Origin of the sequence: Stenotrophomonas sp. HMWF023, from assembly GCF_003060985.1 — a bacterium.
Taxonomy (GTDB): Bacteria; Pseudomonadota; Gammaproteobacteria; order Xanthomonadales; family Xanthomonadaceae; genus Stenotrophomonas; species Stenotrophomonas lactitubi.
Genome location: NZ_QAIJ01000291.1, coordinates 1 through 15,956, shown reverse-complemented (window position 1 = coordinate 15,956; position 15,956 = coordinate 1). Strand labels below are relative to the sequence as shown.

14 protein-coding genes and 1 pseudogene are annotated in these 15,956 nt (G+C 67.0%); 10 read left to right on the top strand and 5 right to left on the bottom strand.

Translation table 11 applies throughout. The features are described from left to right. Positions 1 to 90 precede the first annotated feature (90 nt). The 8 genes from dprA (at position 91) to DBR20_RS16405 (ending at position 8,569) form a co-directional block, all read left to right on the top strand. Positions 91 to 1,218, top strand: a complete 1,128-nt coding sequence (gene dprA, locus DBR20_RS16440) for a DNA-processing protein DprA (protein WP_108266995.1) — start codon at positions 91 to 93, stop codon at positions 1,216 to 1,218. A gap of 43 nt (positions 1,219 to 1,261) precedes the next feature. Beyond that, the gene (locus DBR20_RS16435; RefSeq protein WP_025879062.1) at positions 1,262 to 1,735 is read left to right on the top strand and encodes a DUF494 family protein; all 474 of its coding nucleotides are present in this window, start codon (positions 1,262 to 1,264) and stop codon (positions 1,733 to 1,735) included. A gap of 40 nt (positions 1,736 to 1,775) precedes the next feature. Next, positions 1,776 to 2,516, top strand: coding sequence for a GYF domain-containing protein (locus DBR20_RS23755; RefSeq protein ID WP_108266993.1), 741 nt, complete (start codon positions 1,776 to 1,778; stop codon positions 2,514 to 2,516). Positions 2,517 to 2,564: 48 nt separating this feature from the next. Continuing rightward, positions 2,565 to 3,494, top strand: a complete 930-nt coding sequence (locus DBR20_RS16425) for an RDD family protein (protein WP_108266991.1) — start codon at positions 2,565 to 2,567, stop codon at positions 3,492 to 3,494. A gap of 222 nt (positions 3,495 to 3,716) precedes the next feature. Further along, positions 3,717 to 6,215 (top strand): DNA topoisomerase I, encoded by a 2,499-nt coding sequence (locus DBR20_RS16420; RefSeq protein WP_108266989.1) that lies wholly within the window; start codon positions 3,717 to 3,719, stop codon positions 6,213 to 6,215. A 121-nt stretch (positions 6,216 to 6,336) separates the two neighbouring features. Further along, positions 6,337 to 6,897, top strand: coding sequence for a Sua5/YciO/YrdC/YwlC family protein (locus DBR20_RS16415; protein WP_108266987.1), 561 nt, complete (start codon positions 6,337 to 6,339; stop codon positions 6,895 to 6,897). Positions 6,898 to 6,940: 43 nt separating this feature from the next. After that, positions 6,941 to 7,648, top strand: coding sequence for a hypothetical protein (locus DBR20_RS16410; protein WP_108266985.1), 708 nt, complete (start codon positions 6,941 to 6,943; stop codon positions 7,646 to 7,648). Between the two features lie 204 nt (positions 7,649 to 7,852). After that, on the top strand, positions 7,853 to 8,569 hold the full coding sequence (locus DBR20_RS16405) for a hypothetical protein (protein ID WP_108266983.1): 717 nt from the start codon (positions 7,853 to 7,855) through the stop codon (positions 8,567 to 8,569). Between the two features lie 48 nt (positions 8,570 to 8,617). Here DBR20_RS16405 and DBR20_RS16400 read toward each other — a convergent pair whose 3' ends face one another. Further along, a complete protein-coding gene (locus tag DBR20_RS16400) occupies positions 8,618 to 9,394 on the bottom strand; it encodes an SDR family oxidoreductase (protein ID WP_108266981.1) in 777 nt (258 codons plus the stop codon). 111 nt (positions 9,395 to 9,505) lie between these two features. On the opposite strand from DBR20_RS16400, the gene DBR20_RS16395 reads away from it, so the two are divergent. Beyond that, the gene (locus DBR20_RS16395; protein WP_108266979.1) at positions 9,506 to 9,709 is read left to right on the top strand and encodes a hypothetical protein; all 204 of its coding nucleotides are present in this window, start codon (positions 9,506 to 9,508) and stop codon (positions 9,707 to 9,709) included. A 107-nt stretch (positions 9,710 to 9,816) separates the two neighbouring features. Here the strand turns inward: DBR20_RS16395 and sppA are convergent, their stop codons facing one another. The 4 genes from sppA to DBR20_RS16375 form a co-directional block, all read right to left on the bottom strand. Next, positions 9,817 to 11,739, bottom strand: a complete 1,923-nt coding sequence (gene sppA, locus DBR20_RS16390; RefSeq protein WP_100553746.1) for a signal peptide peptidase SppA — start codon at positions 11,737 to 11,739, stop codon at positions 9,817 to 9,819. Between the two features lie 111 nt (positions 11,740 to 11,850). Further along, positions 11,851 to 13,215 (bottom strand): MATE family efflux transporter, encoded by a 1,365-nt coding sequence (locus DBR20_RS16385; protein ID WP_108266977.1) that lies wholly within the window; start codon positions 13,213 to 13,215, stop codon positions 11,851 to 11,853. 181 nt (positions 13,216 to 13,396) lie between these two features. After that, a complete protein-coding gene (locus DBR20_RS16380; protein WP_108266975.1) occupies positions 13,397 to 13,963 on the bottom strand; it encodes a DUF3106 domain-containing protein in 567 nt (188 codons plus the stop codon). Next, positions 13,956 to 14,957 (bottom strand): hypothetical protein, encoded by a 1,002-nt coding sequence (locus DBR20_RS16375; protein WP_108266973.1) that lies wholly within the window; start codon positions 14,955 to 14,957, stop codon positions 13,956 to 13,958. Before DBR20_RS16375 ends, DBR20_RS16380 begins: the two co-directional genes overlap by 8 nt. 413 nt (positions 14,958 to 15,370) lie before the next feature. Between DBR20_RS16375 and DBR20_RS16370 the strand changes: the two are divergent. Continuing rightward, positions 15,371 to 15,956 (top strand): annotated as a pseudogene (locus DBR20_RS16370) (primosomal protein N'); the annotation flags it as partial.

Here is a 15,956-nt window from a genome sequence, read left to right as displayed (position 1 = left end):
CGCATCGGCCGGCAACCTCCGGGATACCCTGACAGCAATACGCGAAGGCGCCCTAGGGCGCCTTCGTCGTGTGGGGCCGATAGTCGGGGGATGACTGAGCATGGACATGAGGCGCTGCTGCGCCTGTTGATCGCGGGGGGTTCCCTGGCACCCCGGCGCGCGCTGCTGCAGACCACCGGCAATGCAGACGCCGTGTTGGCGCTGGGCGTTGCAGGCTGGCGGGCCCACGGCTGCACGCCGGAACAATGCGCTGCGCTGGAGCGTCCCGACACCCGTGCCCTCGCGCTTGCGCAGCGCTGGCTGCAGCAGCCGGATCATCACCTGCTGGCCTGCAACGATCCTGCCTTTCCGCCCGTCCTGCTCGATGTACCCAATCCGCCCCTGGCGCTGTTCGTTGCCGGGGATCCGGCCATCGCCTGGCGTCCCGCGGTGGCCCTGGTCGGCAGCCGTTCACCCACTCCCGCCGGGCGTGCCCTCGCCGCCCGGTTTGCCACCTGCTTCGTCGAGGCCGGGTTGGCCGTGACCAGTGGATTGGCGGCAGGTATCGATGCCGCCGCCCACCAGGCGGCGCTGGACGCAGGCGGTTGCACCGTCGCGGTGATCGGCACCGGCCCGGACCGTGCCTATCCCACCAGCCACGCCCGCCTGCAGGCCAGAATCGCGGCCGAAGGTGTGGTAGTCAGCGAGTACCTGCCAGGCACGCCCGCACGGCCGGGCCACTTCCCCGCACGCAACCGGCTGGTGGCCGGGCTGGCCCTGGCGACGGTGGTGGTCGAGGCCGCACAACGCTCGGGCGCCCTGATCACCGCCCGGCTGGCGGCCGAAGCGGGCCGCGAGGTCTGTGCGATACCCGGCTCGGTACTCAATCCGCGCGCCGCCGGCTGCCACCGGCTCATCCGTGAAGGGGTTGCCCTGGTCGAACGCCCCGAGGAAGTGCTGGAACTGCTGGCCCCGGCATTGCGCCACCAGCTTCCGGGCTTGCAAACCCGGCTTGCCACCCCCACTGAACAGGCAGCGCCGGCGGACCTGCCGGCATGCTGGGCGAACGACGCTGACTACCAGCGCTTGTGGCAGGCGCTGGGGCACGACCCAATCAGTATGGATTCACTGATCACGCAGTGTGGATTGACGGCGTCGGAGGTGTCCTCCATGCTGCTGGCCATGGAACTTGCGGGGATCGTGGTGTGCGTACACGGCCGCTACTGTCGACGTCCCTAGTTTCTTCACCTCCACAGCGTCGCGCGACGCAGGCCGAGGGGCAATGAAAGAGAGCATCCTGGATGTACTGTTGTACCTGTTTGAACACTATTTCAGCGAAGATGCGGACCTGATCCGTGACCGCGACTCACTGCAGAATGGCCTGATCCAGGCCGGTTTCAGCCCCACTGAGATCAACAAGGCATTCGAATGGCTCGATGCCCTGGCAGCGCAGCGCCCAAGCGCGGCCCAGGCACGGGTCGATGGCCCGGTGCGCATCTATCACGGCCCGGAGCTGGACAAGCTTGATGTGGAATGCCGTGGTTTCCTGCTGTACCTGGAACAGCACGGCATCCTTGATGCCGGCCAGCGCGAGCTGGTGCTGGACCGGGCAATGGCCCTGGACCAGGACGAACTGGACCTGGACGACCTGAAGTGGGTGGTGCTGATGGTGCTGTTCAACCAGCCCGGCGCCGAGGCGGCCTACGCCTGGATGGAAACGCAGATGTTCGTGGACGAGCCAGAACCCCTGCACTGACCGTACACTTGGGGGCCGTGCGCATTCAGGAGCGTCCCCCGTGAGTGAGTGGTTCCATGCCGAAGGCAACCGCCAGCAAGGCCCGTTGCCCTCGGAACAGTTGATCGAGCTGTTCCGTAGCAACCAGATCACCCTGGACACCCTGGTCTGGCGCGACGGCTTGCCGCAATGGCAGCCGTTGCGCAACGTGGTCGACGAACTGGGCCTGATCGTGCCCGCTGTTGATGCAGCCGCCACTGTCGCTGTGGCGCCGCCACCTCCTGCCGCTCCTCTGCCGCCGACCCTGCCGCCTGCCTCGCCCTACGCGACCACGCCGATGGACGCTGCACCGGTCGCGAAGAAGGGCCTGTCCGGCTGCGCGTTGACCGCCATCATCGGCGGCGTTGCCCTGCTGGTGGTGGTGCCGATCCTGGCCATCCTTGCAGCCATCGCCCTGCCGGCCTACAACGATTACACCATCAAGGCCAAGGTCGCCGGCGCGATCACGGTGCTGCAGCCGCTGAAGGACAAGGTCCAGCATTTCGCCGATGACCAGGGCCGTTGCCCGGGCGCCAACGACGCCGGTTTCCCGGCGGCGGACGAATTCGCAGGCCAGGGCCTGTCGGCCGTGCATATCGGCCGCTTCAACAATGGTCACTGCGGCATCGAAGCAACGCTTGCGGTTCCGGGCAAGAGCCAGGATGGCGACCTGCTGTGGCTCGAGTACGACCGTGACAGCGGACGCTGGGAATGCAGCGGCGAAAGCGACGACAAGTATCTGCCCACGCAATGCCACGGCTGAGCCGCGCATCGGGCAACCCACCAAGGACGACCCAACAGGGGACATGCAATGACTGAGTGGTACTACGCCGAAGGACAGCAACGCCAGGGCCCGTTGGAGGTCACCGAGATCCGCCAGCGTTTCCAGCGCGGCCAGTTGACCCTGGACACCCTGGTCTGGCGCGAAGGCATGGGACAGTGGGCACCGCTGCGGCAGATGGTGGACGAACTGGGCCTGCAGACCCTGGCCGATGCCAGCACCTCCACCGCCACCGGTGGCTTCGACCTGCGCAACGACTACGCCGCGATCGACAACGGCACCGCGCCCCTGCCCGGCACCGGCGCCCTCAGCAACTCGCCTTACACCGCGCCCGGCGCAGTCGGCGGCGACCATTCGCAGCCGGTACAGGGCGGCGAAGTGGTCTATGCCGGCTTCTGGAAGCGCTTCGCCGCTTACCTGATCGACTATTTCGTCCTGCTGATTCCCAGCGGCGTGGTCGGTGGCATCCTGGGCCTGGTGCTCGGCACCGGCATGGGGGCGGCCGGCAGCGGCGAAACAGCGGTGGAAGTGGTCAGCCAGCTGATCAGTGGTCTGGCTGGCCTGTTCATCGCCGCCGCCTACTACGGCTGGTTCCATGCCTCCCGCGGCGGCGCCACCCTCGGCAAGATGGCCATCGGCATCAAGGTCGTGCGCGGCAACGGTGATCGCCTGACCCTGGGTCGCAGCATCGGCCGCTACTTCGCCACCATCCTCAGTGGCCTGACCCTCTGCATCGGCTACCTGATGGCCGCCTTCACCGAGCGCAAGCAGGGTCTGCATGACCTCATCTGCGACACGGTGGTGGTCGACCGCTGGGCCTACACCGACCAGCCGCAGCTGCAGCGCCGCGAGCTGGGCACGGTGACCATCGTGATCCTGGTGCTGGGCGGCCTGCTGATGCTGGCCGGTTTCGCCGCGATCATCATCGCCGTCGGCGTCATCGCCAACATGGCGTCCTGATCAGGGATCGAGGGCCAATGCGCCGTCGCAGACGGCCATCCTCACGCCTCCCTGCTTGACAACGGCAGGCCGGGCGTGATTCCTCTAATAAGGTGAAACCTGAACGCCCGGCACAGTCCCGGGCGTTCAGTTTATTGATTTGCCCGTGGCCGCTTCACTAATGCGGCCGTTTGCTCCACCCTAGCGGCCCTTCCCCGCGGCTTACCCACAGACCCTGCTGCCATGCCCAAGCACCTGCTCATCGTTGAATCGCCGGCCAAAGCCAAGACGATCAACAAATACCTCGGCAAGGACTACACGGTCCTGGCCTCGTATGGGCACGTGCGTGACCTGATCCCGAAGGAAGGCGCGGTTGACCCTGACAACGGGTTCGCCATGCATTACGACGTGATCGAGAAGAACGAAAAGCATGTCGATGCAATCGCGAAGGCCGCAAAGGGCGCCGACGACATCCTGCTGGCGACCGATCCGGATCGCGAGGGTGAAGCGATCAGCTGGCATATCGCCGAGATCCTGAAGGAGCGCGGGCTGGTCGGGGACAAGCCGATGCAGCGCGTGGTCTTCACCGAGATCACGCCGCGCGCGATCAAGGAAGCCATCAGCCAGCCGCGCGAGATCGCCAGCGACCTGGTCGATGCCCAGCAGGCGCGCCGCGCGCTGGACTACCTGGTCGGCTTCAACCTGTCGCCGGTGCTGTGGCGCAAGGTTCAGCGCGGCCTGTCCGCAGGCCGCGTGCAGAGCCCGGCGCTGCGCATGATCGTCGAGCGCGAGGAAGAGATCGAAGCCTTCATCGCCCGCGAATACTGGTCGATCGCCGCCGAGTGCGCGCATCCCTCGCAGCACTTCAACGCCAAACTGATCAAGCTGGACGGGCAGAAGTTCGAGCAGTTCACCGTCACCGACGGCGACACCGCCGAGGCCGCCCGCCTGCGCATCCAGCAGGCAGCACAGGGCGCCCTGCATGTCACCGACGTGGCCAGCAAGGAGCGCAAGCGTCGCCCCGCGCCGCCGTTCACCACCTCCACGCTGCAGCAGGAAGCCTCGCGCAAGCTGGGTTTCACCACCCGCAAGACCATGCAGGTCGCGCAGAAGCTGTACGAAGGCATGGACATCGGCGGCGAAGAAGGCACGGTCGGCCTGATCTCGTACATGCGTACCGACTCGGTGAACCTGTCGCAGGACGCGCTGGCCGAGATCCGCGACGTGATCGCCCGTGATTACGGCATCGCCTCGCTGCCCGACCAGCCCAATACCTACCAGACCAAGTCCAAGAATGCCCAGGAAGCGCACGAAGCAGTGCGCCCGACCTCGGCATTGCGTACCCCGGCCCAGGTCGCGCGGTTCCTGACCGACGACGAGCGCAAGCTGTACGAGCTGATCTGGAAGCGTGCAGTGGCCTGCCAGATGATCCCGGCCACGCTCAACACCGTCAGCGTGGATCTGTCGGCCGGCAGCGAACACGTGTTCCGCGCCAGCGGCACCACCGTGGTCGTGCCCGGTTTCCTGGCCGTGTACGAGGAAGGCAAGGACAGCAAGAGCGCCGAGGATGACGACGAAGGCCGCAAGCTGCCGGCGATGAAGCCGGGCGACCGCGTGCCGCTGGAACGCATCGTGGCCGACCAGCACTTCACCCAGCCGCCGCCGCGCTTTACCGAAGCGGCGCTGGTGAAGGCGCTGGAAGAGTACGGCATCGGCCGTCCTTCGACCTACGCCTCGATCATCCAGACTCTGCTGTTCCGCAAGTACGTGGAAATGGAAGGCCGCAGCTTCCGCCCGTCCGATGTCGGCCGTGCGGTGTCCAAGTTCCTGTCCAGCCACTTCACCCAGTACGTCGACTACGACTTCACCGCCAAGCTGGAAGACGAGCTCGATGCCGTCTCGCGCGGCGAGGAAGAGTGGATTCCGCTGATGTCGCGCTTCTGGGGACCGTTCAAGGAACTGGTCGAAGACAAGAAGGAATCGGTCGACCGCGCCGAGGCCAGTGGCGCGCGCGAGCTCGGCACCGACCCCAAGACCGGCAAGCCGGTCAGCGTGCGCCTGGGCCGGTTCGGGCCTTACGCGGCCATCGGCAGCACGGCCGAAGATGCCGAGGACAAGCCCAAGTTCGCTTCGCTGCGGCCGGGCCAGTCCATGCACACCATTTCCCTGGAAGACGCGCTGGAGCTGTTCCTGATGCCGCGCGCGCTGGGTGAGGACAAGGGCGAGGACGTCAGCGTCGGCATCGGCCGCTTCGGCCCGTTCGCCAAGCGCGGCAGCACCTACGCCTCGCTGAAGAAGGAAGACGACCCGTACACCATCGACCTGGCCCGCGCCGTGTTCCTGATCGAAGAGAAGGAAGAAATCGCGCGCAACCGGATCATCAAGGAGTTCGAGGGCAGCGACATCCAGGTGCTGAACGGTCGTTTCGGCCCGTACATCAGCGACGGCAAGATGAACGGCAAGATCCCCAAGGATCGTGAGCCGGCATCGCTGACCCTGGCCGAAGTGCAGCAGTTGATGGAAGAAACCGGCAAGCCGGTGCGCAAGGGCTTCGGCGCCAAGAAGGCGGCCGCGAAGAAGGCCCCGGCCAAGAAAGCGGCAGTGAAGAAGGAAGCTGCGCCGAAGAAGGCGGCTGCCAAGAAGGCGCCGGCAAAGAAGGCAGCTGCGAAGAAGGCACCGGCGAAGAAGGCCGTAGCCAAGAAGGCACCGGCAAAGAAGGCAGTCAAAAAGGCTACCAAGTAGATCCACGCCATGCGTGGATGAGATGCCAAGGTGTGCGGACCAACGGTCCGCCCCCACCGCTCCACCCGTTGTGCACGCAGCGGGGGGATAATGAAGGCCCACGCCGGGCCCGGTCGCCGCCATGAAAGAACTCACACTGGACACCGCAGTCGCCACGCTTCGCAGTGGCGGGGTGATCGCCTACCCGACCGAAGCAGTCTGGGGCCTGGGGTGCGACCCTTCGCATGAGGCAGCGGTACACCTGCTGCTGCGGCTGAAGCAGCGCCCGATCGAGAAAGGCATGATCCTGGTGGCTGCGGAACTGTCGCAACTGCAGGGCTGGGTGCGCCTGCAGGCCCTGCCCGATGCACGCCAGCGTGCGGTGCTTGCCAGCTGGCCTGGCGCCAACACCTGGATCCTGCCGGCCGGCACCCGCGCCCCCGGCTGGATCACCGGCGAACACAGCGGCATCGCGGTACGCATCAGCGCCCACCCGCTGGTCGCAGCGCTTTGCCAGGCCTGGGGTGGCCCTCTGGTCTCCACCAGCGCCAACCTTGCCGGCGAGCCCCCCGCGCGCAGCCGCGAAGAGCTGGACCCGCGCCTGCTGCGCCTGCTCGACGGCATCCTCGATGGGCAGACCGGTGGCCTGGCCCAACCCACGCCGATCCGCGACGCGCTCAGTGGCAACGTACTGCGCTCCTGACAGGTCGATTGCGTCAGCGCTGCCGATCGCGCACGCTGCGCCCATGACCCTGCTCCGCCCTGTCCTGTGCCTGGCCCTGCTGCTGCCGTTGCCGGCACTTGCCGCTGACGACGTGCGGGTCTACCGCTGCGTTGGCAGCAATGGTGCCGTCGCCCTGCAGGACAAGCCTTGCACGGCCGGCCGCCAGGAAGTGCGCGCCCTGCAACGCCCACGCGACCCGCCGCCGCGGGTGGTCAGCACCGACGCCGCAGTGCCGTCACCGGCGCAGACACCGCCGATGCGCGAACGCGAGGTGCGCCATGTCTACGTCCAGCCGCCGCAGCCGATGTACGAATGCGTGAGTGAAGACGGCGATCGCTATACCAGCGACAACAACGAAGGGAATCCGCGCTGGGTGCCGCTGTGGACCACCGTCTGGTATCCGCATGGCCATCTTGGCGGCGGGCGACCCGGACCGCATCCAGGGCCGCGCCCGGCCAGCAGTGGCACCACCATCGATGCCTCCATCGGTGGGGGACCACCGGTCTATCGTCCGCCGTCGGTGGGCGTCGGTGTCAACGTGCCTGCCGGCAACATCCTGGTCCGCGACACCTGCCACGCACTGCCCCCGCAGGAAGTGTGCGCACGCCTGCGTGATCGTCGCTGGGAACTGGACCGGCGTTACAACAGCGCGCTGCAGAGTGAACGCACCGCGATCAGCAACGAGCAGCGCGGGATCGATGCACGGCTGGCGCAGGACTGCGGCGGCTGAGCCCTGCGCTGGGAGTTGTGCCGCGCACTTTGGTAGGCCCGTCTTGGTGGGCGCTGGCAGACACAGTGCCAACCAAGGTTGGCAGCTACCGGGGCATGTGAGCCCTGCTTTGGTAGACGCCCACCTTGGTGGGCGCTGGCAGACAGCAGTGCCAACCAAGGTTGGCACCTACCGGGGCATGGGCCACCGCTGTAGGCTGCTCGCATGAGAAGACTGATCTGGCTGGCCATCGGCCTGTTGCCCGGCAACGCGTTGGCCGATGACATGGTGATCTACCGCTGCATGGGCAGCAGCGATGTTCCCACGCTGCAACGCACCCCCTGCCCCGCTGGCACCCGTCAGGAAATCCAGCGTATCCCTGCGCCTGCGCCGACGGTACCGGTCGCGCCGGTGCAGAACAGCCCCGCTCCGCCGCCTGCAGCGATGCCATCCGTGGACGCCGCCGCCGAGACTGCAGCGACGCAGCCACGTGAGGGCCGCACGATCATGGAAGCCCGCATGGTCGAAGACGAAGGCGGAGACACCATCCTCGACAGCGCGATGCTGCACCAACGCGGTGATGGCGCTGCAGCGGACAAGGACGCGCCAGCAAAGCCTCCGTTACCGGCGATCTTCCAGTGCGTTGACACGCAGGGCGGTTCTTACCTGCACGAGTACGAGGCCGCACCCGGTCGCTGCGAACTGTTGAACGTACAGGGCCTGGGCGGGGCAACGCCGGTCAACGCCGCCAGCTGCGAGGTGGTCAGCGACCGCTGTACTGAAGTGGACGAAGCACAGCGCTGCGGCAGCTGGCAGCAACGCTTCCGCGATGCACGGGGTCGCGAGCGGTTCGCCGCACCGGAGAATCAGCAGACGGCGCGCGGCGAACGCGAGCGCCTGCAGGTCGTGCTGGACGCCAGCAATTGCCCGGTACCGCAGTGAGGGATCCACACAGCGCGCGGATCCCTCATCCGAGTTGATCCGCCGCGATCAGAAACCGTAGCGCAGGAAGCCACCATCCACCGCGATGCATTCGCCGGTGACATAGCTCGACGCCGGCAGGCACAGGAAACCCACTGCCGAGGCCACTTCTTCCGGCTCACCGATGCGCCGCATCGGCGTGCGTCCGATCACTTCTTCGTAGTAGTCGGTATCGGACAGCGGGCCGGAGGTGCGACGGGTGCGGATGTACCACGGCGCCACTGCATTGACCCGGATGCCGTCCTCGGCCCACTCCACTGCGAGGTTGCGGGTCATCTGGTGCATCGCCGCCTTGGTCATGCCATAGACCACGCCACTGCGCACATGGGTCAGGCCGGACACGCTGCCGACGTTGACGATGGCCGATGACGCGTGGCGCGCGAGCAACGGATGCGCATAGCGCGACAGTTCGAACGCCGAGAACAGATTGGTTTCGAAAATGCCACGCCATTCGTCTTCGGAGTACTCGGTGGCGGGCTTGGTGATGTTGCCACCGGCATTGTTGACCAGGATGTGCAGGCCATCGGCGTGGTCCTCGACCCAGTCCAGGATCTGCCGGCGGTCTTCGTCGTCGGACACATCGGCGGCCAACGCGTGAACCTGGTGCTGCGGATACACATCCAGCAGTTCGTCGCGGGCACTCTCCAGCATATCCAGGTCGCGGCCGACGATCATCAGATCGGCGCCGAAACCGGCAAGTTCATGCGCGATCGCCAGGCCGATACCGGCGCTGGCACCGGTGATCAGCGCCGTCTGCCCATCCAGGCGCCACCGTTGCTGGGTCATATGTCCTCCGGGGCCGCGCCCACTGTGTTTCGATGCGGCAAGGATACGCGCTCACGACCGTCCCCCGTCCGTGATGCGACACTGGCCCCACATCCCTCGTGGAGAGCTGCCATGCGCGTCCTGATTCCCGTCCTGCTGTCGGCCGCCGTGCTGGCCGGGTGCCAGCGCCCTGCAGCGCCGAATCCGGAACGCCCACCGGAACCGCAGGCAATGGCCAAAGCGATCAATCAGCCCCTGGACCGCGTCAAAGGCGTGCAGAAGACCATGGACGAGGCGGCCGAACGCGAGCGCAAGGCAGAGGCCGACGCGCAGTAGATCCCCGCATGCAACAACGCCCGGCCAAGGCCGGGCGTTGTGCGTTCAGTAGATCCACGCCATGCGTGAGCATCTTTGGTAGATCCACGCCATGCGTGGATGGGACGTCAGAACCCGCAGAAGCAATACGCCAGCGACTTCACCGGTGCACCATTGCCCTTCTCGCGGGCCGCGTTCTCAACGAAGCGCAGCTGCGTATCGATTTCCGGCATCGTGCGCGCCAGCATCATCCGGCCCACGCCGGAATCGGCCAGCATCCAGGCGCCGGCGTGGCTGCCAGCGAAGCCGCTGACGAACTGCGCGAACGGCGTCGCCGCCTTCTCGATGTAACGCACACGGTACTTGTCGGTCGCGCCCAGCTTGGCCCGACCGGCAGCGTCAGCCACGGCGTCCTTCAGGCCACCGAAGGCATCGACCAGACCGCGCTCCTTGGCCTGCGCACCGCTCCAGACACGCCCGCGGGCAACTTCGTCGATCGCTTCGACCGGCTTCTTGCGGGCCTCGGCGACACGACCGGTGAAATCGGCATAGCCCTTGTTGATCACCGACTGGATTACCTGGCCCACAGCCGGGTCCATCGGCCGGGTGACATCGAAGGCACCGGCAAAACGGGTGGTACCGACGCCATCGGTGTGCACGCCGAACTTGTCCAGCGCGCGGCTGAAGTTCGGGATCATGCCGAAGATGCCGATCGAACCGGTGATGGTCGACGGGTCGGCATAGATACGATCGGCGTTCATGCTGATCCAGTAACCACCGGACGCAGCGAGGTCGCCCATGGACACCACCACCGGCTTGCCAGCGGCCTGCAGGGCCACCACTTCGCGACGGATCTGCTCGGAAGCGTAGACCTCGCCACCCGGCGAATCCACACGCAGCACCACGGCCTTGACGTCGTCATCGTCACGCGCCGCACGCAGCAGCGCCGAGGTCGATTCACCACCGATGCGGCCGGCCGGCAGATCGCCGCCGCTGATTTCACCGGAGGCCACGATGACCGCGACCTGCGGACGCGAATCAACCGGGTTGCGGCGCGCATCGAGCTGGGCCATATAGGTGCCGAAATCGATGTTGCGGAAACCACCGTCGGCGTCTTCATCGGCCACGCCGCGCTCGATCATCAGATCCTCGAATTCCTCGCGGGTCTTCAGCGCGGTCACCAGCTTCTGCTGCAGGGCGAACTTGGCCAGGTCGCCACCAGCGGCAGCCACACCTTCAGGCAGGGTATCGATGCCGGCCGCCAGCTGCGCCGGATCCAGGCGGCGGGCCTTGGCGATGTCGCCGAGGTAGCGCTGCCACACATCGTTCATCCAGAACAGATCGGCTTCCTTGGACGCCGGCGACGCCGCGTCGAGCACGTACGGCTCGGCGGCCGACTTGTACTCGCCCACCTTGAACAGGTGCACGTCCACGCCCAGCTTGTCCTGCAGGCCGGTACGGAAGTACTGGCGGTAGCGGCCCAGGCCTTCCAGCACCACCGACCCCATCGGGTCCAGGTAGACCTCGTCAGCCTGTGCGGCCAGCAGATACTGCGACTGCCCCATGCTCTCGCTGAAGGCGACCAGCTGCTTGCCCGAGGCGCGCAGTTCCTGCAGCGCAGCGGACACTTCGCGCAGCGAGGCGAAACCGGACGGCTGCAGCTTGTCCAGCTCCAGCACCACCCGCTCGATCTTCTTGTCATCGCGCGCGTTCTCGATCACCCGGATCAGATCGCGCAGCTGCACTTCCTCGGCACCGTTGTCACCGACGGCCTTGGCCAGCGCGCGGCTGACCGGATCGGCGCTGTACTGCTCGACCAGGCGGCCTTCCGGCGCGATCACCAGGGTGGTGCGGTCCTGCAGCGCCTTGCTTGCGCCAGCACCCATGCCCGCAGCGACGATGAACATCACCAGCACCAGCAGCAACAGGCCGAAGAACACCAGGTTGAGGATCAACCGGCGGGTGAAATTCATCACGTCCCACAGCCCGATGAAGAAGCTGGCGACAGGATTGCGGTTCGCCGGGGGCAGCGGCGGCACGGGTTGGTTCATGGAGCACTCCGGATGGCTTCTTGCCGTGGTAACAGCATAGCCGGTGCCGCGTGAGGCGGCATCGGACACAAGTCAGGGGATCGCCAGTCACGGTTGCCCATGACAGGGGTATCAGGCCAGCGTGGACTGGCCCAGGCGTTTGCTGCTGCGGTTCAGGCGCCAGCCCATCAGGATGGCCGCGGCGGTCAGGCCGACGATCAGGCCGATCCACATACCCTGCGGGCCCATGCCCAGGCCGAGGCCAAGCCCGGCACCCAGCGGCATGCCCAGGCCCCAATAGGCGAACATGGCGATGAACATCGGCACGCGGGTGTCCTTCAGTCCGCGCAGCGCGCCGGCCGACAACACCTGGATGCCATCGGGGAACTGGAAGGTGGCCGCGTACAGCAGCAGGGTCGAGGCCAGACCGGCCACGGCCAGGTCGTTGGTGTAGACGCCGACGATGGCATCGTGGCCGAACAGCAGCGCCGCCGCCGACAGCGTCTGCGTACCCATGACGATCGCGTAGCCTGCCCACACCGCACGGCGCACGCCGAAGCCATCGCCACGGCCAACCGCATGGCCGACACGCACGGTGGTCGCCTCGGCCACGCCCATCGGGATCATGAAGCACAGCTGCGCCACGTTGATCGCGATCTGGTGTGCGGCCGCTTCATTGGCGCCCAGGCGACCGATCAGCAGGGCGGTGACGATGAACAGGCCACCTTCCATCAGCACGGTGATGCCGATCGGCAGACCGGTGCGCAGCAGGTCCCAGATCGCTGACCAGCGCGGACCCTCGAAATGCGAGAACAGCTGCAGGTGGGCAAAGCGCTTGGTGAACCACAGATAGGTACCGAAGGCGATCGCCTGCAGCCACATCATCACCGCCGAGGCGATACCCAGGCCTTCGGCGCCCATTTCCGGGAAGCCCAGCTTGCCGTTGGCCAGCACGTAGCCCATCGGCGCCAGCACCAGCAGGCCACCAAAACCGAGCAGCATGGTCGGCAGCGTCCAATGCATGCCCTCACTCAGATAGCGCATGCAGAAGTACAGGGTCAGCGCCGGGCCACCCCAGCGCACCGCATGCAGGAAGGCCGTTGCGCCGGGCACGATGTCCGGCGCGATGCCGAAGGCCGGCAGCAGCGGCGGCACCACGGTGAGGAAGGTGAACATGATCAGGCCCAGGCCCAGCGCCAGCCACAGCGCCTGCCGGAACAGCGGGCCGATCTCGCGCTCACGGCCGGCGCCATGCAGCTGCGACACCGAGGCGGTAAGTGAGATCAGCGTGCCGATCGGAATCAGCATCGGCAGCCACAGCAGCGCGGTGCCGATGGTCACTGCGGCCAGGGTGGATGTCGCATGGTGGCCGGCAATCACGTTGTCGACGAAGGAGATCAGACCGGTGGAGACGTGCCCGAGCACAAGCGGCAGGGCAAGCAGACCGGTGGCGCCGACTTCCTTGCTGAAGCGCGGCGTGGAGGTTGCAGTAGACATAAGGTGCTTGACGCGAACTACGGTTGCGCGCGAAGGGCACAGGCACCGGGTTGCGGCCGGCCATCTTACGCGCGCTGGGCGGCCATTCCCATGACTGCCCCATAAAGGGCACGGAGGGAATTAAGTCGTCTCCGGCACACTCGGGCCAGAAACGACTTGATTCCCTCCGTCCCCTTTTTGCTTACTGCCCGGCCTGGCGCTTGAGCCAGGTGTCGCGTTCGGCGGCGGGGACGGTGAGGAATGCGCTGCGTACGCTGTCGCGTTCCTGCGGCGGCGTGCGCTGCGCGACCAGGGCCAACTGTGCCAACTGCGCAGGGCTCAGCTGGCGCAGCACGGCAAGGACCGCGTCGCGCTGTTGCGGCGGCACGAAGCCGAACAAGCCGTGCAGCTTGGGGAATTCGGCGCCCAGTTGCGGGCCCAGTCGCCAGCCTTCGCGGAAGGCCTGGTCCTGTGCCAGGAACTGCGTGCGCAGGCGCTGCTGCTGATCGGCCGGCAACGCGGCGAAACGGCTGGCGGCCTGACGGATGCGTTCGCGCTCACCCTCTGGCAGGGCCCGCCACGCGGCGTAGTCGCTGCGACGCTGACGTTGCTGGGCGGGATCGAGTTGCGCGAATGCCACCGCTGCGGTGGGCGCGACTGCCGACGGTGTTGCCGAGGGTGCGGGCAGCGGCACGTTCAACGATTGCGGCGCAGCGGCCAGCGACAGCGGCAAGGCCAGCAGCAGGCCGGCGAAGAGGAGCTTATTCATCGGCAGCAGAGGTTTCCAGCGCTGCGCCGACCGGTTCCGGGCGGGTCGGCTTGGGTTGTGACTCGTCCACCGGCAACGGGCCACCGGCAGCACTCCAGGCATGCATGTCGGCCTCGGCCAGCAGCGGGTAATCGCGGTCGGCCAGCATGGCGGCATCGTCGCTGGCCTGCGCATCGCCGCCTGCAGCGGGGCGGACATCGCTGGCGGGCAGTGCCTCGACGGTGACCGGCCCGGCCTCACCCACCACGCCCTCGGGCAAGGGGCCATCGGCAGTCAACGCGCGGCCCTGCCAATGGCGCCAGCCCAACGCAGCCAGCAGCAACACCGCCACGGTGATCAACAGGATCACCGGGCCACGCCAGCGCGGCTTGGCATTGGGGCGACGACGCTTGCCGCTGGCAGGCGCGCGTTCGTCGCGCGGCGGCGCACGCCAACTGGAGGCCGGCGCCTGGTTGTTGGCCGCTGGCGCGGACGGTTGCGCCAGCTGCTGCAGGCGCTTGGCCGGCAGGTCGCGGATACGCAGCTGCACCTGTTCGGCCAGCGTCCGCCATGCGGCGGCATCGGGCTGGCCATTGCCATCGCGTGGGCAGGCCGTGGCCAACAGGCGTTGATAACCCTCCTCGTCGACATCCAGAACGCGGGTGGCGATGCCCTCGTCCAGGCTGCCACCTACCCGCAGCAACAGAGCCAGCCGCGGCAGGGGGGCCATGTCGCCCAGCGCGGCCAGCGACGGCGGCCACTGACCGGTGGTCGGCTCGCGCAGCGCCTGGCGCTGGCCCAGCAGGGTCCAGAAGCGGCCGGGCCACTGCGCCATCGGCAGGTCGCTGGCGACGGCGGCGAAGGCGCGCATTACCGCCACCAGCGTCTGTTCGGCACGGGCGGGGTCACCGCACTGCAGTTCGGCAACGACCAGGGCACGGCGTTCGACGCCGCGCAGAAAAGCCGACAGCGCGCCGGCCGCGGTCGAGGAAACAGGGGCGGGCACAGCCGTCATCGGTCACTCCAAAGGTCTGCCGGCATGATAGCGGCAGCCCATCGCTGCCCGGCAGGCTTGCGATTCCAGACACTTCATGCTGCAGGTTGTGCACAGCATCACGCGGGAACCGGGCCATTCCTCGATGAATGGCTGAATTCACCCTGTTTCAGCAATGTTTCACACTTAAGTTATTGATTTTCATATAATTTAAAGTGTGGCTATTTTTTGACCAACCCAAGCGTGAGGCCGTCGCCATCGGCCTCATGCGGCGCCACGAGCCGCTAACGCACAGACTTATCCACAGAAGATGTGGATAAGACTGAATCTCCAATAGACACCGATATTTAGGTGACATTTATGATTCGCCGACGGGCATGCCAGTCGCATTTGCCTCTGCCATGCGCCCTCGCAGGGGCCGTTACACTGACCCGATGCTCGCCCCCGATTCCGGCCCTGTCCCGACCCTGCAGGTCGCCCTGCCCGTCCCCCTGCCGCGCCTGTTCGATTACCTGCCGCCGCAGGGCGGAGGCCCGACGGTGGCGGTCGGCTGCCGGCTGAAGGTGCCGTTCGGCAACCGCGAACTGATCGGCGTGGTGGCCGGGCACGGGCAGGCCGAGGACAGCCAGGGCCTGCGCCAGGCACTGGCCTGGTGTGACACGGCGCCGCTGCTGCAGGGCGAGCTGTGGCAGAGCCTGCAGTGGCTGGCCCGCTATACCCACGCCCCCCTGGGCGAGGTACTGAGCACCGCCCTGCCCGGCCCGCTGCGGCATGGCGAACCGCTGCCCGATACCCATCACTGGGGCTGGCAGCTGACACCGGAGGGCCACGCCCAGCGCGAAAAACTGCGTGCCGGCAGCCGACCACGGCAGCTGGCCGAGCTGCTGGCCGACGCGGTGGTGGACGAAGATGTCCTGTCTGCACGCATGCAGGACTGGCGGGTGGCCGCACGCAGCCTGGGCAAGCGCGACCTCGCCGAGCGCATCGCCCTGAGCGTGGCGCCGCAGCACGCTCAGCCCC